Here is a 23,841-nt window from a genome sequence, read left to right as displayed (position 1 = left end):
CAAAGGTGACAGACGATGTCACGAGGTCAGTGTGGGGGCGCTTTTGGCAGGCTGTCGGTCGCCGACGTCTTTAAGGCGCAAAACGCTCGCTCATCACATGGCGGTCGCCCGGGTGGGTGAGGCGGGCGAGGGTGACGACGTCGTCGCCCTGGAAGGTACGGCGTTCAAGGACCAGGCAGGCGGCGCCCGGTTCGATACCGAGGCAGGCGGCGAGGACCGGGTCGGCATTGACAGCCGAGACGGTGTGCTCGGCTTCGGTCCAGGGGGTTTGCCGCAGCAGCCAGCCGCCGGGGCCTTCGGCCGTGAAGTCGGCCTGGGCAACATCCGGAAGCAAGGCGAGATTGATCCAGCGTTCCTCCAGTTCTACCGGCTGGCCGTCAGCAGAATGCAGGCAGCGGACATGTTGCACGCGAGCACCGGGCAAGAGGCGCATCTGGCGCGCCGTGTCCTCGCCCGCCGGGATGGTCGCGCTGCCCAGGCATTGATAGCCATAGCGCTGACCGCGCGCGGGAATGGCGCTGGCCATGTCGATGATTTTCAATAGCGCCGCCGGGGCGTCGGGCTGGGCGACAAAGCTGCCGGCGCGGCGTTTGCGGATCACCAGCCCGTCCTCGGTCAGGGAACGCAGTGCCCGGCTGACTGTCATCCGGGCGGTACCGAAATGATCGCACAGGTCGGCCTCGGATGGCAGGCGGTAGCCTGGTGCCCAGCTGCCGCTGCGGATGCGGGACAGGATGGCTTGGCGGATCTGGTCATAGACCGGACCCTCACCATCAAGCTGAAGCTGATCGCGCCAGTTGGTCATGTCGTCCAGCCCGCCATGATGGATTGCAGGGTCTTTTCATAGCGTCGGGACACTGTCTCACGGCATGTGGCCTGCCCGTCAATGACGCGCGGGATCCCGCCGACATGGACGCTGCGCACCTGCCGCGCGTCGCCGGCGAACAGCCAGCTGTCGATCAGCGCGTCGCCGGAACGCCCTGCGAGGACCGGGTGGCTCTCGTCGAGCTCGACCAGGTCGGCGCGCTGACCGACGGCGATGCGGCCGGTCGCCTGTCCGATCGCCTGTGCGCCGCCCTCGCAGGCTGCATCGAACAGGTGACGACCTGTGCTGACACCGGGCGCGGAGAGCACATTGCGCTCGCGTCGCGTCAGGCGCTGGCCGTATTCCAGCAGGCGCAGCTCTTCGGCCAGGTCGATGCGGATATGACTGTCCGAGCCGATGCCGAAACGACCGCCGGCAGCGAGATAGTCCACCGCCGGAAACAACCCGTCGCCCAGGCTGGCTTCGGTCATGGGACACAGGCCCGCGACCGCGCCGCTGGCGGCCAGGTCGCGGACCTCGCCGGCGTCCATGTGGGTGGCGTGGACCAGGCACCAGCTGTCATTGACCGGTTGTCGGTCCAGGAGATGGCGAACAGGGCGGGCGCCGGTGGCGTCGATACAGGCGTCGACCTCGCCGGTCTGCTCGGCAATGTGGATATGGACCGGTCCGCCGTCCGCCAGTGGCAGGATTGCACGGATATCATCCATCGAGGCCGCTCGCAGCGAGTGCGGCGCGATGCCGACTACAGCGTGCGGAAGCTGGCCGGCATGGTGCCGCGCCCGTTCGACGAGCCTGGCGTAAAGGTCGGGATCGGCGTTGAAGCGGCGCTGGCCCGGTGTAGCCGGTGCCTGTTTGAAACCGGACCAGCGATAGAAGACCGGCAGCATGGTCAACGCCATGCCGGTTGTTGTCGCCGCCGCGCAAATGCGGGCCGCCATCTCGCCGGCATCGTCGTAAGGCGAGCCATCCGGCGCGTGATGCAGATAGTGGAATTCGCCGACCGCGGTGAAGCCCGCCTCCAGCATCTCCACCTGCACCATGGCCGCGATCGCTTCCACGGCGTCGGGGTCGAGCCGGTCGAGAAAGCGGTACATGATCTCGCGCCAGGACCAGAAACTGTCCGTGCCAGACCCGCGCCGTTCTGACAGGCCAGCCATTGCCCGCTGGAAGGCGTGCGAGTGGAGATTGGTCATGCCGGGCAAGATTGTGCCCAGACGGGTGTCGCCGGGCTGGGCGGCTTCGCCGACGGACAGGGCCGTAATGGCACCATCGGGACCGACGCTCAGTCGGACATCCCTGGCCCAGCCATCGGGCAGCAGCGCGCAAGCGAGATGAAAATCAGCGGACACGGTGTCTCCCGGCTGGACAGACTCGAAAAGCGGGATTTATTGTATAGACAATTAGCTGCTTGCAAAGTCCCCGGGAGCCTATGCCGATGCAATTCGATCGCCTGCTGACCGAAGCCCGACTGGCGACCATGGTCGCTGGAGATGACGGCTATGGCGTCATCGAAAAGGCGGCGCTGGGTATCAAGGACGGGCGGATCGCCTGGATCGGCCCGATGTCCGAGATCCCGGGCGAGGCCCGGGAGACCGAACGCCTGGCCAGCCGTTGGGTGACACCCGCGCTGATCGACTGTCACACCCACCTCGTCTTTGCCGGTGACCGCTCGGACGAGTTCGAGCGTCGTCTGGGCGGGGAGAGTTATGAAAGCATTTCGCGCTCCGGCGGCGGCATCGCGCGGTCTGTCGAGGCTACCCGTGCGGCGGGCGCGGCCGAGCTGGCGGCGGGGGCGCTGACTCGGATTGATGCATTGGCACAGGAAGGTGTCGGCACGGTCGAGATCAAGTCCGGCTACGGGCTGACGCGTGAGAGCGAGCGCACCATGTTGCGGGCCGCGCGCGGCGTTGAACGGGCCTCGGGCATGCGGGTCTCGGCGACCCTGCTCGCAGCCCATGCCGTGCCGCCGGAGTACAAGGGTGAGAGTGGTCGCTATATCGACGAGATTTGCATCCCGCTGATCCGCGAAGCCGCCCGCGAAGGTCTCGCCGATGCTGTGGACGCCTATTGCGAAGGCATCGGCTTCTCACCTGAAGAAACCCGACGCCTCTTCATTGCCGCCAAGGCTGCCGGCTTGCCAGTCAAGCTCCATGCCGACCAATTGTCTGATACTGGCGGCGCCAGGCTGGTTGCCGAATTCGGTGGCCTGTCGGCCGACCATATCGAATACACGAATGCTGAGGGCATTGCGGCGATGGCCAAGGCCGGCACGGTCGGTGTGTTGCTGCCGGGCGCCTTCTACGCCTTGAACGAGACGAAAAAACCGCCCGTCGAGGCAATGCGGGCCGCGGGCGTCGACATGGCGGTAGCGACCGACGCCAATCCCGGCACCTCGCCGCTGGTATCCTTGCTGACGGCGGCCAACATGGCCTGCATCCTGTTCGGTCTGACCTTGCCGGAAGCCTTTGCCGGGATGACCCGCAATGCCGCGCGGGCGCTCGGGCTACACGGCGAGATCGGCACGCTGGAGGTTGGCAAGGCCGCCGACCTCGCCATCTGGGACGTCGAACGTCCCGCAGAAATCATTCAATGGATCGGACGCCGGCCACTGCATGGCCGCATCCTCGCAGGAGAGTGGCAGTGACGACTGTGACCATCAAACCCGGCGCCATGGTGCTGGCCGACTGGGCGGACATCTGGCGAGGCGCGACAATCCGGATCGACCCGGAGGCCAAGGCCGGTGTCGATGCTGCGGCTGCCACGGTCGACCGCCTGATTGCTTCGGGCGAGGCGGTTTATGGCCTCAACACCGGTTTCGGCAAGCTGGCCCAGACCCGTATCGCCGATGACGAGCTGGCGACCCTGCAGGAACGGCTCGTCCTGTCCCATGCCGCCGGGATTGGCGAAGCATTGGACAGCCGCATCGTCCGCCTGGTCATGGCTTTGAAGCTGGCCAGCCTGGGGCGCGGCGCATCGGGCGTGCGCTGGACAACGATTGCAGCCATGCAAGCGCTGCTTGATGCCGACGTGCTGCCGGTCATCCCGTCGCAGGGCTCGGTTGGTGCCTCCGGTGATCTGGCACCATTGGCGCACATGTCCGCCGCCCTGATCGGGGCAGGTGAAGCGACGTGGCAGGGGCAGCGCATGCCGGCCTCCGACGCGCTTGCGAAAGCCGGTCTGAAGCCGGTTCAACTCGGCCCGAAAGAGGGTCTTGCCCTGCTCAACGGAACCCAGACCTCGACCGCGCTGGCTCTTGCCGGCCTGTTCGAGGTCGAGGCCGGCTTTCAGGCTGCCCTTGTATCCGGAGCGCTCAGTGTCGACGCCGCCAAGGGCTCGGTCGCGCCCTTTGATCCGCGCATTCACAGCCTGCGCGGCCATCCCGGCCAGATCGATGTCGCGGCGGCGCTGCGGGGCCTGCTCGATGGCTCCGGCATCCTGTCCAGCCATGAAGGCTGCGAGAAAATCCAGGACCCGTACTGCCTGCGTTGCCAGCCCCAGGTCATGGGTGCCGTGCTCGATCTCCTGCGCCAGGCCGGCGCCGTGCTGGAGCGCGAAGCCAATGCGGTCACCGACAATCCGCTGATCTTCACGGACACGGACGAGGCCATTTCCGGCGGCAATTTCCACGCCGAACCGGTCGCCTTCGCCGCCGACCAGATCGCCATGGCAGCCTGCGAAATCGGCTCGATCTGCGAGCGCCGCATCGCGCTTTTGACCGACCCGGCGGTGTCCGGTCTTCCGGCTTTCCTGACACCCAATCCGGGCATCAATTCCGGCTTCATGATCGCCCATGTCACGGCGGCGGCTCTGGTCTCGGAGAACAAGCAGAAAGCCTATCCGGCCTCGGTCGACAGCATTCCCACCTCGGCCAACCAGGAAGATCATGTCTCCATGGCCACCCATGGCGCCTTCCGCCTGCTGAAAATGGCGGAAAACCTCCATGTCGTGGTCGGCATCGAATTGTTGTGCGGGGCGCAAGGGACGGATTTCCATGCCGGGCTGACTTCCTCGCCGACGCTGGAAACGGCCAAGGCGACATTGCGCAAACAGGTTCCCGCCTATGGCGATGATCGCTATTTTGCCACCGATATCGCCAATGCGCGTGATCTGGTGACGGGCAGGGGGCTTGTGGCGGATGCGGGCACGCTTCCCGGGATAGCCTGATGGATGTTTTCACCCTCACGCGCGGCAGCGCGCCGCTTGTCGTTTCCATGCCGCATTCCGGGACGGCCCTGCCGCCGGGCCTGGCGGAACGATTGAGCGAACCGGCGGGCGGCTTGCCGGACACCGACTGGCATATCCCCGAACTCTACGATTTTCTCGAGACACTGGGCGCAACCGTGATTCGCGCCAATTATTCGCGCTATGTGATCGACCTCAATCGTGATCCTACGGGCACGTCGCTCTATCCCGGTCAGGCGACAACCGAGCTGGTCCCGACCACGCTGTTCGACGGAACGCCGATCTATCGCGAGGGTGCGGCCCCAAATGAGGACGAGATCGAGCAGCGCCGGACCGGGTTCTATGATCCCTACCACCGCGCCCTGACCGAGACCTTGATGGCGACCCGGATGGAGCATGGCTATGCGCTCTTGTGGGACGCCCATTCGATAGCATCCGAGGTTCCGCGCCTGTTTGAAGGCGTACTGCCGGATCTCAATCTGGGCACGAATGGCGGTGAGAGCTGTGACCGCATGATCGAACGCTGGGCGGTCAAGGCGATGATGGATCACGAGGACTATGCCTCCATCGTCAATGGCCGTTTCAAGGGCGGTTTCATCACCCGCGCCTTTGGCCGTCCGAGCCAGAATATCCACGCCCTGCAGATGGAAATCGCCCAGTCCGCTTACATGACCGAAGCCCCGCCCTGGGCCTTTGATGGCGACAAGGCCGACCGGTTGCGTTCCGCCCTGACAGACGTGATGAAAGCTGCGCTCGACGCGGCGCGAAATCTCTATTCCGGAGAGGTGAAGTAAATGACCCAGACCCGCCGCGACAATTCCCGCATCATCCGCGCCAAGCATGGCTCAGAGCTCGACGCTACCCATTGGGCCGCCGAGGCGCCCTTGCGCATGCTGATGAATAATCTCGACCCCGACGTGGCGGAGAAGCCGGAAGAGCTGGTTGTCTATGGCGGGATCGGCCGGGCCGCGCGCGACTGGGAGAGCTATGACCGCATCGTCGCGACGCTGAAACGCCTGAAGGAAGACGAGACCCTGCTGGTCCAGTCCGGCAAGCCGGTCGGGGTCTTCCGCACTCACAAGGATGCCCCGCGCGTGCTGATCGCCAATTCCAATCTCGTGCCCAACTGGGCCAATTGGGATCATTTCCGCGAGCTCGATAAGAAGGGCCTGATGATGTACGGCCAGATGACGGCCGGCTCCTGGATCTATATCGGCTCGCAAGGCATCGTTCAGGGCACGTATGAGACTTTCGTTGAGGCCGGTCGCCAGCATTATGACGGTGACCTCACCGGCAAGTGGATCCTGACCGGCGGGCTTGGCGGCATGGGCGGCGCCCAGCCGCTGGCTGCGACGATGGCCGGCGCCTCCATGCTGGCGGTGGAATGCCAGCCGAGCCGGATCGAGATGCGGCTGAAGACCGGCTATCTCGACAAGAGCGCCACCACGCTGGACGAGGCGCTGGAAATCATCAACGCGGCCTGCGCCAAGGGCGAGGCGGTCTCGGTCGGCCTGCTGGGCAATGCGGCCGAGGTCTTCCCGGAACTGGTGAAACGCGGCGTCAAGCCGGACATGGTCACCGACCAGACCTCCGCCCATGACCCCGCAAACGGCTATCTGCCCGCTGGCTGGACCCTCGCCGAATGGGACGAAAAACGCGAGAGCGATCCCGCCGCCGTCGAAGCGGCCGCAAAAGCCTCCATGGCGGAGCAGGTCAAAGCCATGCTGGCCTTTTGGGAGCAGGGCATCCCGACGCTCGATTATGGAAACAATATCCGCCAGATGGCCTTTGACGAGGGCGTTACCAACGCCTTCGATTTTCCCGGCTTCGTGCCGGCCTATATCCGCCCGCTGTTTTGCCGCGGCATTGGCCCTTTCCGCTGGGCGGCGCTGTCGGGTGATCCCGAAGACATCTACAAGACCGACGCCAAGGTGAAGGAACTGATCCCGGACAATCCGCACCTTCACCGCTGGCTCGACATGGCGCGCGAGCGCATCCACTTCCAGGGCCTGCCGGCGCGGATCTGCTGGGTCGGCCTGGGCGAGCGCCACAAGCTGGGCCTCGCCTTCAACGAGATGGTCCGCACGGGCGAGCTCTCCGCCCCCGTCGTAATCGGCCGCGACCATCTCGACTCAGGCTCGGTCGCCAGCCCGAACCGAGAAACCGAAGCGATGATGGACGGCTCAGACGCCGTCGCCGACTGGCCGCTCCTCAACGCGCTCCTCAACACGGCTTCGGGCGCCACCTGGGTCTCGTTGCATCATGGTGGCGGCGTCGGCATGGGCTATTCCCTGCACTCCGGCCAGGTCGTCCTCGCCGACGGCACGGTTGAGGCCGCAGAGCGCGTTGGTCGGGTGTTGTGGAATGATCCGGGCACGGGCGTGATGCGTCACGCCGATGCCGGCTATGAGATCGCGAAGGACTGCGCGAAGGAGCAGGGGCTGGATCTGCCGAGTGTGTAGCGGCTTCCCTCCCCATTTCATGGGGAGGTGTCCCGCAGGGACGGAGGGGCGGCGTAGCCGTTTTTCCTCGCTGCGCTCGGCCCCTTCGACCCGCTGCTGCGCAGCGGCCCACTTCCCCATGGGATGGGGAAGAAAGCGGATGGCCCGCCCATCAATCTTCCGGCGGCTTCGATTGTTAAATTTGCAGTCACTGAGTATTCTGCCGGCATGTTCTATGCCTCGCACTTTGCCGCTTGTGGCGTTGTCCTCATGATCGGATTTTCCCCTCTGCTGGGCGTATCCTTTGGTGAGGAATTTCCACTGATCATGAAGATCGGCATGGCGGCCCTTGGCTGGGGCCTCGCTTTGCGGATCGCGTCGACTGCCAAGTACTCCGAAACCGCCCGGCCGGTGGCACGGGTTATCGGACTGGGTTCGTGGATTTTGGTCTTGATGCCCGCCGTGGTCGTTTTCAACCTTGCCTCGGATAGCCCGACCGGAATGCATCAGCCGGATGCACTGTGGCGCGTGGTGCTGGAGAGTCCGGTTCTGCTGAGTTGGGCGGCGCTGATGTACGCCATGATATCCGTCCAGTTCATGATTTTCCGGAAAAACCTGGCCGTCCAGTTTTTTGGGCGGCACGTTTCAACTGATTGATTTTCAGGCGGACTGGCGGGCGGCTACTTCTGCACAAGTTGATTTTGCCGCCCTCGCTTCCGACTCTCACCCTTCCGGCGGGGCGGTCGCCAGCACCAAGCCGACGATGTAGAGCACATTGATCCCGATCCCGATCAGGGTGGCGGCGGTGATCCTGCGCTGGCTGATCAGGTCGTAAACCGGTCCTGCCAGCAGGAATGCCAGCCCCATGGAATGGGGAAGAAACACTCAACGCCATTTCTCCCGGAAGCGCGTCAGCGCTATCCGGGACCCACGGGAGACTCATCGCCTGCAACGACGTCTCGTCGGTCCCGGCTCTCCAACCGGCTTTCGCCGGTTTGCGGCCGGGAAAAACGGGTTTCGCGTGTCCATATTCACCAGCGAATTGTCATCCCGGCCACCCGCTTTCGCGGGCGCAGGCTCCTGCCCTGCGCAAGCAGGCTGGAGAGCCGGGATCTATACGCCCGTTGGGTCCCAATCGTTCGCAGTGGTGCCGCCGCGTCAGATAATTGCATGTGCTGATGTTTGTAGGTCCCGGCTCTGCGGCCCGCCTGCGCGGGCCATCCGGCCGGGATGACAATAGGGTTGGGGCTTCGCATCGGAGGGAGAAACATGCCCTCTGCGTCCCGCTTACCCTGCTCAAACGTCGCGCCTAGCCTTCCTGCGAACAATGCGAAGGAATGCCCATGCGTGCCGTGTTGACTGCTGCCACCTCTCTTCTCGCCCTGACCGGTTCTGCCCTGGCCCAGCCCGATGGCTGGAGCGAGGCGGAGATCACTGAACTCGACAGCGCGATCCAGTCGCTGATGGCGGAGGAGGAGGTGGTCGGACTGGCCTATGCCCTGATCGATGAGGGCGAGGTCGCCCATGTCGCCGCGTTCGGCTATCGCAATCGCAAGAATGCGGCGCCGCTCGAGACCGACAGCATCATGTATGGCGCCTCGCTGACCAAGGCGGCCTTTGGCTATTATGTCCTGATGCTGGTCGATGAGGGGCTGATCGATCTCGATGCCTCGATCGCCGACTATCTGCCCCGGCCCTTGCCCGAGTATGACGAATGGGCCGATCTCGCCGACCAGCCGCAATGGCGGGACCTGACGGCGCGGATCATCCTGTCCAACGGTACCGGTTTCGCCAATTTCCGCTGGCTGGAAGCGGATGGCCGCCTGCAATTCCATTTCCCGCCGGGCGAGCGCCAGACCTATTCGGCGGAAGGCTTCTACATCCTGCAGCATGTGATCGAGGAAGGCCTTGGTCTCGACCTGAAGGAGGAGATGCAGACCCGTATTTTCGACCGTTTCGGGATGACTGACACCTCGATGCAATGGCGCGAGGATTTTGCTGACCATCTCGCCGACGGCTATGCGATGGACGGCACGTTCGAGCCGCATGACGAGCGCTCCGGTGTATCGGCGGCCGGATCGATGGATACCAGCATCGCCGACCAGGCGCGGATGTGGGCCGGCATGGTTCGCGGCGAGGGGCTGAGCGCCGAGGCGCGTGCCGAATTTGTCTCCGCCTCGCAGGTAATCCGTTCGCCAGGCCAGTTTCCGACAATCACCACCGAGGAAGACCCGCGCGCGGAGGCGATCGGACTGGCGGCCGGACTGGGTGTCATCACCTTCCAGGACGAAACCGGTCACTGGTTCGACAAGGGCGGCCACAATCCCTGGACCGGCAATCGCGCGACCTGTCACGAAGAGACGCAGCGTTGCATCGTCCTGCTCGCTAATTCGGTCCGCGCCGAGCTGATCTATTCGCAGATCGTCGAGCAAGCGATGGGCGAAAACCCGATGCCCTGGTGGTGGGTCTATCCAGAGCAGTTTGTGGAGTAGGGGGAATGCCGTGTTGCGAGGAAGGAGATCCAGGTTTCCATTTTTCCCGGAAGCGCGTCAGCGCTATCCGGGACCGACCGGATACTCATCATTTGTGAAAACGTGCGGTCGGTCCCGGCTCTCCAACCGGCTTTCGCCGGTTTGCGGCCGGGAAAAACGGGTTTTGCTTGGCACAGGGTAGCCCCTCCGTTGTCATCCCGGACGGATGCCCGGCCTTGAGCCGGGCGCAGATCCGGGACCTATAGGCCCGGTAGCTGTCCGAAACTGCGCCGTAAGGCCGCCGCGCCGAAAACTTGCGAACCCGGGTGTTTTTAGGTCCCGGCTCTGCACCCCGCGTCCGCGGGGCTTCCGGCCGGGATGACAAGCGTGAAGCGGGCACATAAAAGCAGGACCAACACAGACTCACCCTTGGGAGCCCTTCATGTCCGACGCCTTTTTCGCCGACCTTAAAGCCGAGCTCGCCCAGATCGACGCTGACGGGCTGTACAAGCGCGAACGCGTCATCACCTCGCAGCAATTCTCCGAGATCGATGTGACGGCGGACGGGACGTCCAGCCATGTCATCAATTTCTGCGCCAATAACTATCTCGGCCTGGCCAATCGTCCCGAGTTGATCGAGGCCGCCAAGACGACGCTCGACAGTCACGGTTTCGGTGTCGCCTCGGTGCGCTTTATCTGTGGCACGCAGGATCTGCACAAGCAGCTGGAAGCCAAGGTCGCGGCCTTTGCCGGCTGCGAGGATGCCATCCTCTATGCCGCCGCCTTTGACGCCAATGGCGGCGTGTTCGAGCCGCTTCTGGGGCCGGAGGATGCGATCATTTCCGACGCGCTCAACCATGCCTCGATCATTGATGGCGTGCGCCTGTGCAAGGCCAAGCGCTATCGCTATGCCAATTCCGACATGGCCGACCTCGAGACCCAGCTGAAACAGGCCCGGGCCGATGGTGCGCGGCACATCCTGATTGTCACCGATGGCGTGTTCTCGATGGATGGCTATATCGCCGACCTCAAATCCATCGTTCGCCTGGCCAAGCAGTATGACGCGCTGACCATGGTCGATGACTGCCATGCCCATGGCTTCATGGGCGCGAAGGGGCGCGGCACGCCGGAACATTGCGGTGTGCTGGGCGAGATCGACATCATCACCGGCACGTTCGGCAAGGCGCTGGGCGGGGCGATGGGTGGCTTCACCGCGGCGCGGCGCGAGATCATCGACATGCTGCGCCAGCGCTCGCGGCCCTATCTGTTCTCCAATTCACTGGCGCCCGCCATTGCCGGTGCCTCGCTCAAGGCGCTCGACATGGTCGCCGAGGGTGATGATCTGCGCGCCCGCCTGTTCGACAATGCCAAACGCTTCCGCACCGGCATGAGCGAGGCCGGTTTCGACCTTTTGCCGGGCGAGCATCCGATCATTCCGGTCATGCTCGGCGATGCCAAACTGGCCCAGGAGATGGCGTCCAGGCTGATGGGTGAGGGCGTCTATGTGATCGGCTTCTTCTTCCCGGTGGTGCCCAAGGGCAAGGCCCGGATCCGCACCCAGATGTCGGCGGCCCACACGCCCGAGCAGATCGACCGCGCGGTGGCGGCGTTCACGAAGGTGGGCCGGGAGCTGGGGGTGATTTAGGCGCGACGCGGCGACGCCCCGGTTTGGACGAAATAAGACCTGTCGGTGGTCTCACCCGACATGCAGATGACAAAAGCAGAGATGAGGAAAGTGTGGCTGTGAAAGTTTGGCTTATTACGACAATTCTTGTGGGCTTCGGACTGACCGCGTGTACGTCGGAGAGCAACGAGCTCCTGATCGAAAATGTCGTGATCGTTTCCGCCGAGCGCGAGACGGCGTCGAACGCCATGAATGTCCTGGTCCGTGACGGTGTCATTGCGGAGATCTCTGCCGAGCCGATTCAGGCCGACCGGTCGGTGATGCGCATCGAGGGCCATGGTCGTTTTCTGACCCCGGGCCTTATGGACAGTCACCACCATGTTGCCTTCGTGCCGGGCATGGGCGCGATCGGGGTTGCACCGGCGCGTGATCATGAGGCGCTGGTTGACGCCTATATGGCGCAACAGCCGCGCAGCCTGCTCTATTACGGCGTGACGCAGATCCTCGATCCGGCGCCGCTCCTGGCCTGGCGCGACTTTGCTGCGAACAGCCCGGGACCGGACCTGTTCCGCTGCGGTGAAATCCCCAATGAAGAAGCCGGCTATCCGATCAATCAGCGCGATGATGCGGACATGGTTTCGCTCTACCCGTATCGCATTACCTCGACCCGGACGCCGGAAATGGTGGTCGAGCGGATCGCGGCGGATGGTGCGATCTGTGTGAAAATCTATCTGGAAGACGGTTTCGGCGCCGAGTCGGAATGGCCATTGTATGACGCCGAAATCCTGGGCCGTATCCGGGACGCGGCACGGGCGCACGAGCTGCCCCTGCTGGCCCATGCCAATGCCATCGACATGTATCAGATCGCGCTTGATGCTGACGTTGATGTGCTGGCACACGGCCTGTGGAACTGGCAATGGCCCGAGGGCGACCCGCCCGTCGCGGACATCCTGCAGCGGGTGCACGAGCAGGGTGTCGGCTATATGCCGACCCACCGCGTCATGGCGGGCCTGGGCGAACACCTGCTACCGGCCCGGATGGATGCCCCTGAATACGCTGACATTGTGCCATCCGACCTGCTCGACTGGTATCGCGCGGGCGGCGCGGACTGGTTTGCCGATGAGCTGGCCGCCGATTTCCCGCCGGACATGCCGCGAGAAGAGATGGCCGCGATTTTCGGCTATGGCGTCGGGCGCGTTCAGCGGGCGACGGCCTTTCTTGAGCAAGCCGGGCATCCGCTGCTTCTGGCCAGCGATTGTCCCGGCAGCCCGACGAGCGCCAATCAACCCGGGCTGTGCACGCGGCTCGAGATCGAGAGCCTGGCGCAAGCCGGCGTGTCGCCCGAGTCCGTGTTCCGGGCAGGGACCATCAATCCGGCACGGCAATTCGGGCTTGAGGCGCGTTACGGCACGGTCGAAGTGGGCAAGGTCGCCAACCTGCTCTTGCTGGAGGCCAATCCCCGCCTTGATATCGCCGCCTGGGACACCATCCAGACCATCATCCTGCATGGCGAGCCGCTTGAGCGCGATGATTTGAAAGCGCGATAGGGCCGGGACGCTGCCCCAACCAGTCCCCCTGACCTTTTCCCCAAACGCGCGTAATGTCCGTCTGTCAGACTCGCTTTTTTGGCGAGTTCTGCATCCGAATGATCGCTTGGGGGCATCACACGGGTAACGTGAACAGGGGACTGCCATGACGGATACCAGCGAACTGAAAGCCAGCAGCGCGCGTCCATCGGACGAGATGCTGCCTTTCCTGAACAATTTCCACGACATATTCACCACGATCGGGGTCTTGATCCTGCTCGGCGGTCTCGCTGTCGGTGCCGGCCAGGTGATGGCCGGGCTCGGCCTGGACGAGGGCGAACAAGCCTTCCAGAACGCGCTGATGGCGCTGATCGGTGGCATCGCCGTCTTTATCTGGTTCCTGTCGGCCCTGCTGGTCGGCAAGCAGCGCCGCATCCTGCCGGGCATTGTGCTCAGTTCGGTGTTCGGCGTGACCACCATGATCGTTCTGGTCTGGGGCTATGCGCAGTTCCTGATCCATGGCGCCGGTATCAGCGAACAGTCGTTTGAAGTTGCGGGTGACAGCGTCGACAATATGGAGTTCGGCCGCGAGGCGGTGATGATGGTGCTGGCGCAATTGCCGGTCTCGATCCGCTTCATGCCGGTCGTGTTCGGCCTCGCCTTCCTTTTGCCAGTGGCGGCCTATTATTTCAGCTATCGCCTGCCCTATGCGGGCGGATTGATGGGGGTCGGCGTGGTGCTGACCGCTGTCATGACGCTGCTGGCCTTTGACCCTTACACGGTGATTGTCTGGGCGCCGACGATCAATGTCGCGGCCGGTGCATCGCTCTTGCTGGCTGGTATTCTCTTCGATGCCCGTGATCCGGGCCGGGAGACGCGGCTGGCCGGTACCGCCTTCTGGCTGCATTTCTTCGCAGCGCCGGTCCTGCTGGGCGCCGTGCTGAACGTCACCCAGACCGGCTGGACCTTTCAGGAAAGTGACTTTGCCAATCCTGAAAACCTGAACCTGTTTGCCGCGATGGCGTCGGACAGTGCCGAAGCGACCCGCCTGGCCATCACGGCCCTGATCGTGATCGGGATTTTCGCCCTGGTCTCGCTGCTCATCAATCGCCGGGCACTGATCGTCTCCGGTCTGGTAACGGCTGGCGTGTCCATCGGCATCATCGTCAACTCGGCTGGCCTCGGTGCCGGCGCGGTTGTCGCCGTCACCCTGCTGGTGCTGGGCGGCGTGGTGGTGGTGCTGGGCGCGGCCTGGAACCCGGTCCGCCGCATCCTGCTGCTGCCAATCCCGCAGGTCGGACCGCTGGGTCGTATCTTCCCGCCGGTGAGTGCCGCTGAGGGCTGATCGTGCCCAAACGCTGAATAAAGAGCCGCCCGGTGCCCTGCGCCGGGCGGTTTTTCTTTTTGCGGCCTGGCCGGATAGCCAGCCTCTTCCCGTGAGCCGGACTCATGCCAGTCTGGTGGTTTCGGCGTGCCGGGCTGGGAGAATGCGCATGGCCTTCGAGACAGATGCCATCATAGTAGGCGGGGGCGCGGTCGGCCTTGCAACGGCGCGGGCCTTTGCGCGGCGCGGCCACGAAACCGTTGTGCTGGAAGCGCAAAAGGCGATCGGGCAGGGCATTTCCTCGCGCAATTCCGAAGTCATCCATGGCGGGCTTTATTATCCGACCGGCTCCCTGAAAGCGCGCCTGTGCGTGGCCGGGCGGTTGATGCTCTACGCCTTCCTCGAACATCACCATCTGCCGCACGAGAAATGCGGCAAGCTGGTTGTCGCCACCCAGCCGCACGAGATCGAACGGCTGGATGCCATCCTTGACCAGGCCAACATCAACCAGGTCGGTGGCATGCGACGCCTCAGCGGCGCCGAGGCGCGGGCGCTCGAGCCTGAACTTCACGCCGAGGCGGCCTTGCTGTCGGAAGAAAGCGGGGTCATGGATGCGCACGCCTATATGGACGCGCTAGCCGGCGAGATTGCCGGCCATGGCGGCGCGATTGCCCTCAACACGCCCTTTGCCGGTGCCGAGGCGCTGCCCGGTGGTGGTTTTCGGGTCCGCACCGGTGGTGAGCATGCGACCGAGGTGACGACCCGCTATCTGGTCATTGCGGCGGGGCTGGGCGCCCAGGCGGCGGCGTCGGGCATTGCCGGCTATCCGGCCGACCAGATCCCGGCGCTGCATTATGGCAAGGGCGTCTATTTCACCCTGTCCGGCAAGGCGCCGTTTTCCCGGCTTGTTTATCCGCTGCCGATACCGGGGGCCCTGGGCACACATTACCGACGTGATCTGGGCGGGCAGGCGCGGTTCGGACCCGATCTCAGCTTTGTCGATGGCGAAGACTACACCGTGGATCCGTCGCGGGCGGCCGCGTTCGAGGCGACTGCCCGGCGATTCTGGCCCGGCCTGCCGGATGGCGCGCTGATGCCGGACTATGCCGGTATCCGCCCGAAGCTGCATGGGCCGGGGCAGCCGCAACCGGATTTTCGTCTGGATGGACCGGATATCCACGGGCAGGCCGGGTTGGTGGCGCTGTTCGGGATTGAGAGCCCGGGACTGACTGCGTCGCTGGCGATCGGGGAGACGGTGGCCGAGCGATTGACCGCTTGATCCCGCCGAGCCGGGGTCCATTATGGCGGCAATCGGGGGATGGGATGACACTTTCACGCTGGGCCTTTGTGGCCACTCTTGTGCTGACGCTGGCCACGCTGGCCTTTCCGCTGGCGCTGTTCGGGAGCCCGCCGAACCTGGGCAGTGCGCCAATGGCGCCCGGTTTCCAGACACCCATACTGGCGCTGGAATTTGCCGAGGATATCGATGACATCGCTTTCCTGCGCGGAGACGACGCGGCCGCGCTGCGGGCCTGGCTGGTCGATGTCCAGTTTCTGGACTGGTTCTTCCCGGTCGCCTATGCCGGCATGGCGGCGGTCTTCTTTCTGGGCATGGCCCTGCGCGGACGTTTTCTGGCGGTGATCGGGGTCGGGCTGGCGCTGGCGACCATTCCGGCCGACTGGCAGGAAAACGCCACCATCAACGGCATTCTCGCCGAGATCGAAAACCCGCTTTGCGGCGAGGACATCGAACCGGCGGACGGTCGCGATGATGTTGTCCTGCGCGATTGTCTTCCGCGCGGCTATTTCGACGAGGCCAGCGCCGAGGCGGAACTGGTCTCCTATGCCTTTGACACATTCCTGCCGGTGCGGATCGAGATGCTGCGCATCGATACCTGGATCAAATGGGGTCTGATCGCTGCCTATGCCGCCTGGCTGGCGGCGATGTTGTGGATGGACCGGCGCCGAATACTGGCCATTCCGGCGGCGGTTGGCGCGCTCTCCATCGCCGCGACCTGGATCAGTGGATCGAACGGACATGTCGCTGAACTGATGGGCATACTGCTCATTCCGATGATGCTGACTTTCCCCGTCGCCGCGGTGATGTATCTTCGCGACAAACCCGCCAAGACGGGGACGCCAACAGGTGAGGATAGCGCATGAAAGCCCTGGTCAAAGCCAAGCCGGAAGAAGGCATCTGGATGGAGGATGTGCCCGAGCCGACGATCGGCCCGGACGATGTGCTCATCAAGATCAAGCGCACGGCGATCTGCGGCACCGACATCCATATCTACAACTGGGATGACTGGGCGGCGAAGAATGTGCCCACCCCGATGGTGGTCGGTCATGAATATGCCGGCGAGATCGTCGATGTCGGCTCGAACGTGACCCGCGTGAAGGCCGGCCAGCGTGTGTCGGGTGAAGGGCATGTCGTTGGCGTCACCAGCCGCGCGGCTCGCGCCGGACGCTTCCATCTCGATCCGGAAACCCGCGGCGTCGGCGTCAATATTCCCGGCGCTTTCGCCGAATTCATGAAACTGCCGGCCTTCAATGTCGTGCCGCTGCCCGAGGACGTGCCTGACGAGATCGGTGCCATTCTCGATCCGCTCGGCAATGCGGTGCACACGGCGCTGCAGTTCGACATGATCGGCGAGGATGTGCTTATCACCGGCGCCGGACCGATCGGCATCATGGCCGCGGCGATCGCGCGTCATGTCGGCGCCCGCCATGTCGTGCTGACCGACATCAACACGCACCGCCTGCACCTGGCCGGCCAGGTCGCGCCGAATATCCGCACCGTGGATGTCTCGAAAGAGAAGATCGAGGATGTCGCGAAAGAACTCGGCATGACCGAGGGCTTTGATGTCGGCCTGGAAATGTCCGGCGCGCCGCAGGCCTTCGGCTCGATGCTCAATAATATGGTGATGGGCGGCAAGGTCGCCATGCTCGGTCTGCCGTCCAGGCCGATCGAGGTCGATTTTGGCCAGCTCGTGCTCAAGGCGATCACGCTGAAAGGCATTTACGGCCGCGAGATGTTCGAGACCTGGTACAAGATGATCGCCATGCTCGAGAGCGGTCTCGACGTCTCGCGCATCATCACCCACCGCTACAAGGCTGACGAATTCCAGAAGGGTTTCGACGCCATGCGGGCCGGCAAGTCCGGCAAGGTAATTCTGGAGTGGGATTGAACGACATGGAAAAGCGCGTACCGCTCGAGAATTACGTCCAGTATCCCGAAGCCGAAATGCGCGATCGGGTCAGCCGCTTCACGCAGAACCTGCTGCGCCGCCGAACGGTCAGGGATTACTCCGACAAACCGGTCGAGCGGGCGGTGATCGAGCAGGCGATCATCGCCGCCGGTTCGGCCCCGTCGGGTGCCAATCACCAGCCCTGGCATTTCGTTGTGCTGACCGATGCCGACAAGCGTCGGGCGTTGCGCGAGGCCGCCGAGGCCGAGGAACGAGCGTTTTACGACGGCAAGGCGCCGCAGGAATGGCTCGACGCGCTGGCGCCTCTGGGCACGGATGCCAGCAAGCCCTTCCTCGAGCACGCGCCGGTCCTGATCGCCGTCTTCGCCCAGAAGCGCGGCGGCGAGGAAATCGGTCAGGACAAGAAGAATTACTACATCCATGAAAGCGTCGGCATTGCCTGCGGCTTCCTGCTGGCAGCCTTGCACGAGGCCGGCCTGGTCACCCTGACCCACACGCCCAATCCGATGCGCTTCCTCAACGAGGTCTGCGAACGCCCGGCCGGGGAAAAACCCTACATGCTGATCGTCGGCGGCTATCCGGCCGAGGATGCGACCGTGCCGGAGCACGCCCTGGTCAAGAAGCGGCTGGACGAGATCACGACCTGGCTTTGAGGCTGTTTGAACTGTCGTTATTTAACTATTTCAGGTGGAATTTTAATTGACTAAGGTTTGGGCTCTGACAGGAAAGCACTATTTTATTGCCACCATCGGCTTCGTTGTATGGTTTATCTCTGCGGTTCTGCTACCTGTTCTGCTCAACTTCCCACACTGGGGTGATATTCAAGACGTTTGGGCGAGATGGCAGACTCTGAATGCTGGTATGCTAGCGCTCGCGGCAAGTATTATCGCGTTTAGAGCGGTGGGGCTTCGTGATGAATCAGAGGCGCGCAGAAATCTCATTGCAACCAAACCATTCCTACCAGAGCAATTAAGTGCTCTTACCACTTACAATCGTCATTGCTTCAAGTCCTTTGCAGCGGCATGGAATTATTTGGACAAGAACAGCTCATCAGGGGTTGTGGAAATCGACGGACTTGTGGTGCCGGAGTTGCCTGATGATTATCGGAGCGTGTTTCGCGATCTAATCAAGTACGCGCCGGAGGGGCTTTCGAATTATTTGTCCGTGATCCTAGCGGAGCTACAAATTCATGATGCTCGACTCCGAAGCTTACCAAAGCAGCTTGCCGATACGAACACGATAGTGTTTCCAATATCTGTTATGGACTACATCAGAAATTTGGGTGTCCTTCAGGCGCGACTGAATGCGCTTTTCCCATTTGCAAGAGGTGAAGTCGCAGAGTTCGGGATCAACCCAATGACTGTGCGCGACTTGAGGGAGGCTATCTCAGTCGGCGGCATCGAGATTGATGAAATCAACCAACTTAAAGAGTACTTAGAGCCAGCCGTCAAAAGAGCGAATCGTAAAGTGCTGCCTGACCCTGCTGATGTGCTTGGTGAGAGCGACTAGTAGGTTGTAAAAACCTCACGAGCCTAATTGGTACGTCTCGCTTAATGCCGTAAAAACGAAGTCCAGCGGGGGACAGGTATGATTATCGCGCTGCCGCGTTGAGCATGCCGGCCCCCACTATCGGCGCCCTCAATCCTGGGAAAAAATAGGGACACACACCATTTATCCCGCCGCAAATAAACGGGGACGGGGACACATATCGTTTTCGCGCGCGCCCCGCGCGTGGCCACCCATAAATCCCATGTCAGCCAGCGGGCCGTATCGGGGTGTTGAGGTCAAGGGCGGCGCAGCCGCCGCTTCGCGGTTTCACCCTTGAGCTCAACACCCCGATACGGCGAACTCCCGGCAAGGGATTTATGGCGCAACAGGCGCAGTGTGCGCCTGTCCTGACGTCGCTCTACCTTGGGCGTGAACCGCGGGGGGCGTGAAGCGCGGGCATGGTCTTTTGCCGGCTCTGGTGCCGCGCTGCGCCAGGACAACGGCGCCGGGTCCAGTCCTGACCCGGCGCCGCCCTGACGTCCTGTTGCGGATCAGTTGCCGAAACGCGCTGCGATCCAGTCCGAGATCAGGTCCAGCGCGTGTGGCGCGAAGGTTTCCTCGATCTCGGCGTATTCGGCGATGGTGCCGGTCTGCGCCGTCTGGAACATGTGGTTGAGACCTTCCAGTTCCATCACCGTGACGTCGGGATTGCCGGACAGGCCAGCTTCCAACCCGGCCAGATTGGGGCCGGGGAGAACCTGAAGGTCCAGCGAACCATTCACGGCCAGGACGGGCTGATCAACACGCGGCAGAAAGTCTGCCGGGTCATGGCGCAGGAAGGTGCGCTGCCAGGCTCGGACATTCTGGCCGATTAGAAGTTCGCGTTGCGCCGGTGCGGCGCCGAGCAGGGCGAGGGTCTCGTCGGTAAACAGGGCGTTCAGGGCCGAGCGGGCCGCCTCTTCATCCGCCGCCGCGCTCACCGTGCCGGTGATTTGCGGGATCAGGCGGGCCAGTACGTCGAGCTCTTCCGGGCTGCGACCACCGGCGCGGGCTGCGGCCAGCGACTGGTCCAGGATGATCTGCTCACCGGTCGTGCCGGGACCGGCCAGCAAGACCAGGAAGGCGACCGCGTCATTGTCGGCAGCGACGACCGGGGCAATCAGCCCGCCTTCGCTGTGTCCGATCAGCCCGATGGCGGAGGCATCGATCTCCGGCCGGGCCCGAAGCCAAGCCAGCGCCGCCTCCGTATCGGAGGCGAAATCCATCGAGGTCGAGGATGCAAAATCGCCGGTCGACTCGGCAAAGCCGCGATCATCATAGCGCAGCACGGCGATGCCATTGCGGGTGAGATGATCGGCCAGAACGGCGAAGGGGCGATGGGTCCACACGGTCTCGTCGCGATCCTGCGGACCCGAGCCGGAGATCAGGATGGCGGCAGGGAAGGGGCCGTCACCGGCCGGGAGGGTCAGGGTGCCGGCCAGGGTTACACCCTCGGCCTCGGGATTGTCGAAGCGGACCGGCTCGACGCGGTAGGGGAAGGGGCCGACCGGTTCCTGCGGCCGGTTGGGACCGGTGACGATCTCGGCCGTGCGTTGAAAGATGACCTCGGCCTCGGGAAAGCCGGGGCGGATCCATTGCCCGGTCAGCCTGTCACCCTGGGCATTCAACTCGCCGCGATAGGTGACATTGGCGGCCGGGATGCGAAAGCCGACTGCGTCACCGTCGCGGGTGACATCCGTGACCGGGATGCCATAGGCCGCCTGGGTGACCGAATCGAGCGTGACCTGTGTGCCGTCCTCGCCTGTTTCGATATTGAGCGTGAAGGCCAGTTCGGTCTCGCCGCGCGTCAACATGCCTTCCCAGACACCATCCATGCCGTCGATGACTGTCACCTCAACCGCCTCGGGCCGGGCGAAGGCCAGTGGCAGGGTCATGCCCTGGCTGAATTCACCTTCATAGCGTTGGGTCTGGTCATTCCATTCGCCGCTGTAGGACGCGCCCATGGCGGTAATGGCGAAGCGCATCGTGTCGGAATCGATCGCAAACTCATTGATCGGAATTTTTTGTCCCGGGGCCTGGTCGAGGCTTTCCAGTTCACCACGATGGCTGCCGTCCGGCTGCTCCGTTGCCGTGATCAGCAGGCGCAACTCTCCGCCCGGGGTTGAAAGGATGCCAAGCCAGTCACCGGATGGCGGGGCATTGGGACTGTCATCGGCAGATGCCTGGGCCAGCGTCGTCACCAGCGCCAGCAAAAGGCCTGTCAGCCAGGCGGAAAAGGTACGGATAATCGGCATGTCGCCCTCCGGAAAATTGGCCAGTCATGTGTGTTCACCCGCAATGGCGCGGTCGGCTGGCTGCGATGAATGTCAGGGCCGTTGGTCGAAGACCGTTGGGCCCGGTCTCAACTAGACAATTAGCTAATGATCAAAATGAATGCAAGCAATAATTCGACATTTATCTAAATGATTGTGGCGGCCGGACCAAAAAAGCGCCCGGATCGTTGGGGCGATCCGGGCGCAGCATTGTCCGGTTTGGGGCCGGTTGGGGTAGGCGCGTATGCCTGGGCTGACCGTTGGGGTGTGAGGCTTGGGGCGGTCAGCCCGAAATGGGAGCTTGGGGAACTCCTAGGCCCGCACGCGCCGGCGGATGGCTGTGAACGACCAGATGAAAGCGATGATCCAGCCGAGGAAGGTCCAACCCAGAAGCAGATTGGTCAGGAAGATCGCGAACGTATTGTCGTGACCGCGCAGGAGGGCGATCAGGGTCGGCACGAAATAGGCCAGCAGGCCAATCACCGCGATTTCTCCACCCATGACGTAAACCTCCATTGTCCTGTCTCCTTTGCCCCGCTGACCACCGGATCTGAGGCTTATCGAATTTCGATATGAATGTAGGAGAGCCCGCGGGGCGGCACAAGGGAGAAGCGGGGGGGATTAAACCGATTTAAGTCCCGGGTCAGGTTCGGCGCACGAAAAAGCCCCGGCCAGGTGGCCGGGGCTTGATCGTTTCAGCGAGGTTGAGGTTTACGCGTCGACTGTCGGGAATTCGTAGTCCTTGTAGATTTCCCGCAATTTGGTCTTCAGCATCTTGCCGGTTGCGCCGATCGGCATTTCGTCGATGAACTCGACGGCGTCGGGCAGCCACCATTTCGGCACTTCACCGCGCAGATATTCGATGATCGAGGCGCCATCCGGCTCGGCGCCCGGCTTGAGTTGCACCACGAGCAGCGGGCGCTCCTGCCATTTCGGGTGCGGCATGCCGACAGCAGCGGCCATGGCCACGGACGGGTGTCCCATGGCGGCGTTTTCCAGATCGATCGAGGAGATCCACTCGCCACCGGTCTTGATGACATCCTTGGAGCGGTCGGTGATGGTCATGAAGCCGCTGCCATCGAGATGGGCGACATCGCCGGTCTGGAACCAGCCATCCTCGGTGAAGCTCTCGGCGCCGGCGCCGCGGTAATAACCCGAAGCGATCCACGGTCCGCGGACCTGGACATGACCGGAGGACTTGCCGTCCCAGGGCAGTTCCTCGCCATTGTCATCGACAATGCGCATGCCGACACCGAAGACGAGGCGGCCCTGTTTGAGTTTGACCTGGATGATCTCTTCGCGGCTGAGCCCTTCATGCTTGGGCAGAAGCACATTGACCGTGCCCAGCGGGCTCATCTCGGTCATGCCCCAGCCTTGCTGCATGACAACGCCATACTTGTCCTCATAGGCGCGCAGCAGCGCTTCCGGCAGGGCCGAACCGCCGATCAGGACGCGTTCGACCGAATCGATGCGCTTGCCCTCGGCTTCCAGATAGTTGAGCAGGCCGAGCCAGACCGTCGGGACGCCGGCGACATAGCTGACGCTTTCATCCTCGATCAGCTGGTGAATGCTGGCCCCGTCCATCTGGGCGCCGGGCATGACGAGCTTGGCGCCATTCATCGGCGCGGCATAGGGAATGCCCCAGGCATTGACGTGGAACATCGGCACCACTGGCAATAGCGTGCCACGCGCGCCGACACCGATCACATCGGCCGCGGCCGATGCCATGGCGTGCAGGACGGTGGAGCGGTGTGAATAAAGGACGCCCTTGGGATCACCCGTCGTGCCCGAAGTGTAGCAGAGCCCGGCTGCCGCATACTCGTCGAACGCCGGCCAATCGAACTCCGCCGGATATTCGGCGATCAGTTCCTCATAGCTCTTGCACTTGGTCTGGACGCCATCGAGATGGCTCTTGTCGGTCATCAGAACCCAGTTCTTGACCGATTTGCACGCTTTCGAGATGGCGTCGATCAGCGGTGCGAACTGCTTGTCGAAGAAGACGGTCTTCGACTGGGCATGGTCGAGCATCCAGATCAGCTGTTTCGGGTCGAGGCGCGGATTGACGGTGTGGACCACGGCGCCAATGCCGGAAATGGCGTAGTAGAGTTCGAAATGCCGATGGGAGTTCCAGGCAATCGTGGCGACCCGGTCGCCTTCGCGGATCTTGAGCTTCTTCTGCAGCGCATTGGCCAGCTGCTGGGTCCGCTCATGGGTCTGGGCATAATTCTGCCGGTGGATCTGACCAGTCTCCGGCAGCCGCGTCACGATCTCCTGATCGCCATGGCATTTTGCCGCGTGAACCAGAATGTCCGAAATCATCAGCGGACAGTCCATCATGTGTGCGCGCAAAGTCATGTTTTTCCCCTGGGTAACAACCGTTGCTTCGTTTTGTGTTTTGCCAATCAAACGGTCTATCGCGCGGCGGCGCAATCCCTTTG

20 protein-coding genes are annotated in these 23,841 nt (G+C 63.2%); 14 read left to right on the top strand and 6 right to left on the bottom strand.

The genetic code is table 11. From position 1 onward, the window contains the following. Positions 1 to 70 precede the first annotated feature (70 nt). Together hutC and MMAR10_RS08330 are read right to left on the bottom strand one after the other, a co-directional pair. Positions 71 to 805 (bottom strand): histidine utilization repressor, encoded by a 735-nt coding sequence (gene hutC / locus MMAR10_RS08335; protein WP_011643545.1) that lies wholly within the window; start codon positions 803 to 805, stop codon positions 71 to 73. Further along, positions 802 to 2,175, bottom strand: coding sequence for a formimidoylglutamate deiminase (locus tag MMAR10_RS08330; RefSeq protein WP_011643544.1), 1,374 nt, complete (start codon positions 2,173 to 2,175; stop codon positions 802 to 804). The genes hutC and MMAR10_RS08330 overlap by 4 nt, the downstream gene beginning before the upstream one ends. An 86-nt stretch (positions 2,176 to 2,261) precedes the next feature. Here MMAR10_RS08330 and hutI point away from each other — a divergent pair, with 86 nt between their 5' ends. The 5 genes from hutI (at position 2,262) to MMAR10_RS08305 (ending at position 8,106) form a co-directional block, all read left to right on the top strand. Next, positions 2,262 to 3,470: an imidazolonepropionase gene (gene hutI, locus MMAR10_RS08325; protein WP_011643543.1), complete on the top strand. Its 1,209-nt coding sequence runs from the start codon at positions 2,262 to 2,264 to the stop codon at positions 3,468 to 3,470. Then, the gene (gene hutH, locus MMAR10_RS08320) at positions 3,416 to 4,990 is read left to right on the top strand and encodes a histidine ammonia-lyase (RefSeq protein ID WP_049755687.1); all 1,575 of its coding nucleotides are present in this window, start codon (positions 3,416 to 3,418) and stop codon (positions 4,988 to 4,990) included. The genes hutI and hutH overlap by 55 nt, the downstream gene beginning before the upstream one ends. Next, on the top strand, positions 4,990 to 5,802 hold the full coding sequence (gene hutG / locus MMAR10_RS08315) for an N-formylglutamate deformylase (protein WP_011643541.1): 813 nt from the start codon (positions 4,990 to 4,992) through the stop codon (positions 5,800 to 5,802). Before hutH ends, hutG begins: the two co-directional genes overlap by 1 nt. Further along, positions 5,803 to 7,470, top strand: coding sequence for a urocanate hydratase (gene hutU, locus MMAR10_RS08310; protein WP_011643540.1), 1,668 nt, complete (start codon positions 5,803 to 5,805; stop codon positions 7,468 to 7,470). It begins immediately after the preceding gene. A gap of 249 nt (positions 7,471 to 7,719) precedes the next feature. Next, complete coding sequence (locus tag MMAR10_RS08305; protein WP_150099744.1) at positions 7,720 to 8,106, top strand: hypothetical protein; 387 nt, start codon at positions 7,720 to 7,722, stop codon at positions 8,104 to 8,106. Between the two features lie 66 nt (positions 8,107 to 8,172). Here the strand turns inward: MMAR10_RS08305 and MMAR10_RS17055 are convergent, their stop codons facing one another. Continuing rightward, positions 8,173 to 8,334 carry a hypothetical protein gene (locus MMAR10_RS17055; RefSeq protein WP_190273905.1) on the bottom strand — a complete coding sequence of 54 codons (162 nt, stop codon included), beginning with the start codon at positions 8,332 to 8,334 and terminating at the stop codon, positions 8,173 to 8,175. Between the two features lie 458 nt (positions 8,335 to 8,792). Between MMAR10_RS17055 and MMAR10_RS08300 the strand changes: the two genes are divergently transcribed. The 9 genes from MMAR10_RS08300 to MMAR10_RS08260 all read left to right on the top strand — a co-directional run bounded on the left by MMAR10_RS08300 (position 8,793) and on the right by MMAR10_RS08260 (position 19,112). Beyond that, on the top strand, positions 8,793 to 9,941 hold the full coding sequence (locus tag MMAR10_RS08300) for a serine hydrolase domain-containing protein (protein ID WP_011643538.1): 1,149 nt from the start codon (positions 8,793 to 8,795) through the stop codon (positions 9,939 to 9,941). A 421-nt stretch (positions 9,942 to 10,362) separates the two neighbouring features. After that, positions 10,363 to 11,565: a glycine C-acetyltransferase gene (locus tag MMAR10_RS08295; protein WP_011643537.1), complete on the top strand. Its 1,203-nt coding sequence runs from the start codon at positions 10,363 to 10,365 to the stop codon at positions 11,563 to 11,565. A 92-nt stretch (positions 11,566 to 11,657) separates the two neighbouring features. Beyond that, a complete protein-coding gene (locus MMAR10_RS08290) occupies positions 11,658 to 13,091 on the top strand; it encodes an amidohydrolase family protein (protein WP_011643536.1) in 1,434 nt (477 codons plus the stop codon). Positions 13,092 to 13,236: 145 nt separating this feature from the next. After that, positions 13,237 to 14,415, top strand: coding sequence for a hypothetical protein (locus tag MMAR10_RS08285; RefSeq protein WP_011643535.1), 1,179 nt, complete (start codon positions 13,237 to 13,239; stop codon positions 14,413 to 14,415). Between the two features lie 148 nt (positions 14,416 to 14,563). Beyond that, positions 14,564 to 15,673: an NAD(P)/FAD-dependent oxidoreductase gene (locus MMAR10_RS08280; protein ID WP_011643534.1), complete on the top strand. Its 1,110-nt coding sequence runs from the start codon at positions 14,564 to 14,566 to the stop codon at positions 15,671 to 15,673. Positions 15,674 to 15,717: 44 nt separating this feature from the next. Next, entirely contained in the window at positions 15,718 to 16,557 is an 840-nt protein-coding gene (locus MMAR10_RS08275) for a hypothetical protein (RefSeq protein ID WP_041636881.1), read from the top strand. Next, positions 16,554 to 17,582, top strand: a complete 1,029-nt coding sequence (gene tdh / locus MMAR10_RS08270) for an L-threonine 3-dehydrogenase (protein ID WP_011643533.1) — start codon at positions 16,554 to 16,556, stop codon at positions 17,580 to 17,582. Before MMAR10_RS08275 ends, tdh begins: the two co-directional genes overlap by 4 nt. Positions 17,583 to 17,587: 5 nt before the next feature. Next, positions 17,588 to 18,256, top strand: a complete 669-nt coding sequence (locus tag MMAR10_RS08265; RefSeq protein WP_011643532.1) for a nitroreductase family protein — start codon at positions 17,588 to 17,590, stop codon at positions 18,254 to 18,256. A 46-nt stretch (positions 18,257 to 18,302) separates the two neighbouring features. Further along, positions 18,303 to 19,112 (top strand): hypothetical protein, encoded by an 810-nt coding sequence (locus MMAR10_RS08260; protein WP_041636880.1) that lies wholly within the window; start codon positions 18,303 to 18,305, stop codon positions 19,110 to 19,112. 530 nt (positions 19,113 to 19,642) lie between these two features. Here MMAR10_RS08260 and MMAR10_RS08255 read toward each other — a convergent pair. From MMAR10_RS08255 to MMAR10_RS08245, 3 genes are all read right to left on the bottom strand, one after another. After that, a complete protein-coding gene (locus MMAR10_RS08255; RefSeq protein WP_011643531.1) occupies positions 19,643 to 21,385 on the bottom strand; it encodes an alpha/beta hydrolase family protein in 1,743 nt (580 codons plus the stop codon). A 330-nt stretch (positions 21,386 to 21,715) separates the two neighbouring features. After that, positions 21,716 to 21,919, bottom strand: coding sequence for a superinfection immunity protein (locus MMAR10_RS08250; RefSeq protein WP_011643530.1), 204 nt, complete (start codon positions 21,917 to 21,919; stop codon positions 21,716 to 21,718). 195 nt (positions 21,920 to 22,114) lie between these two features. Then, the gene (locus MMAR10_RS08245) at positions 22,115 to 23,758 is read right to left on the bottom strand and encodes a long-chain-fatty-acid--CoA ligase (RefSeq protein ID WP_011643529.1); all 1,644 of its coding nucleotides are present in this window, start codon (positions 23,756 to 23,758) and stop codon (positions 22,115 to 22,117) included. Positions 23,759 to 23,841: the final 83 nt, after the last annotated feature.

Source organism: Maricaulis maris MCS10, from assembly GCF_000014745.1.
GTDB classification, from domain to species: Bacteria; Pseudomonadota; Alphaproteobacteria; order Caulobacterales; family Maricaulaceae; genus Maricaulis; species Maricaulis maris_A.
The sequence above is the reverse complement of the archived record's forward strand: the minus strand, read 5'-3'. Positions and strand labels throughout refer to the sequence as shown.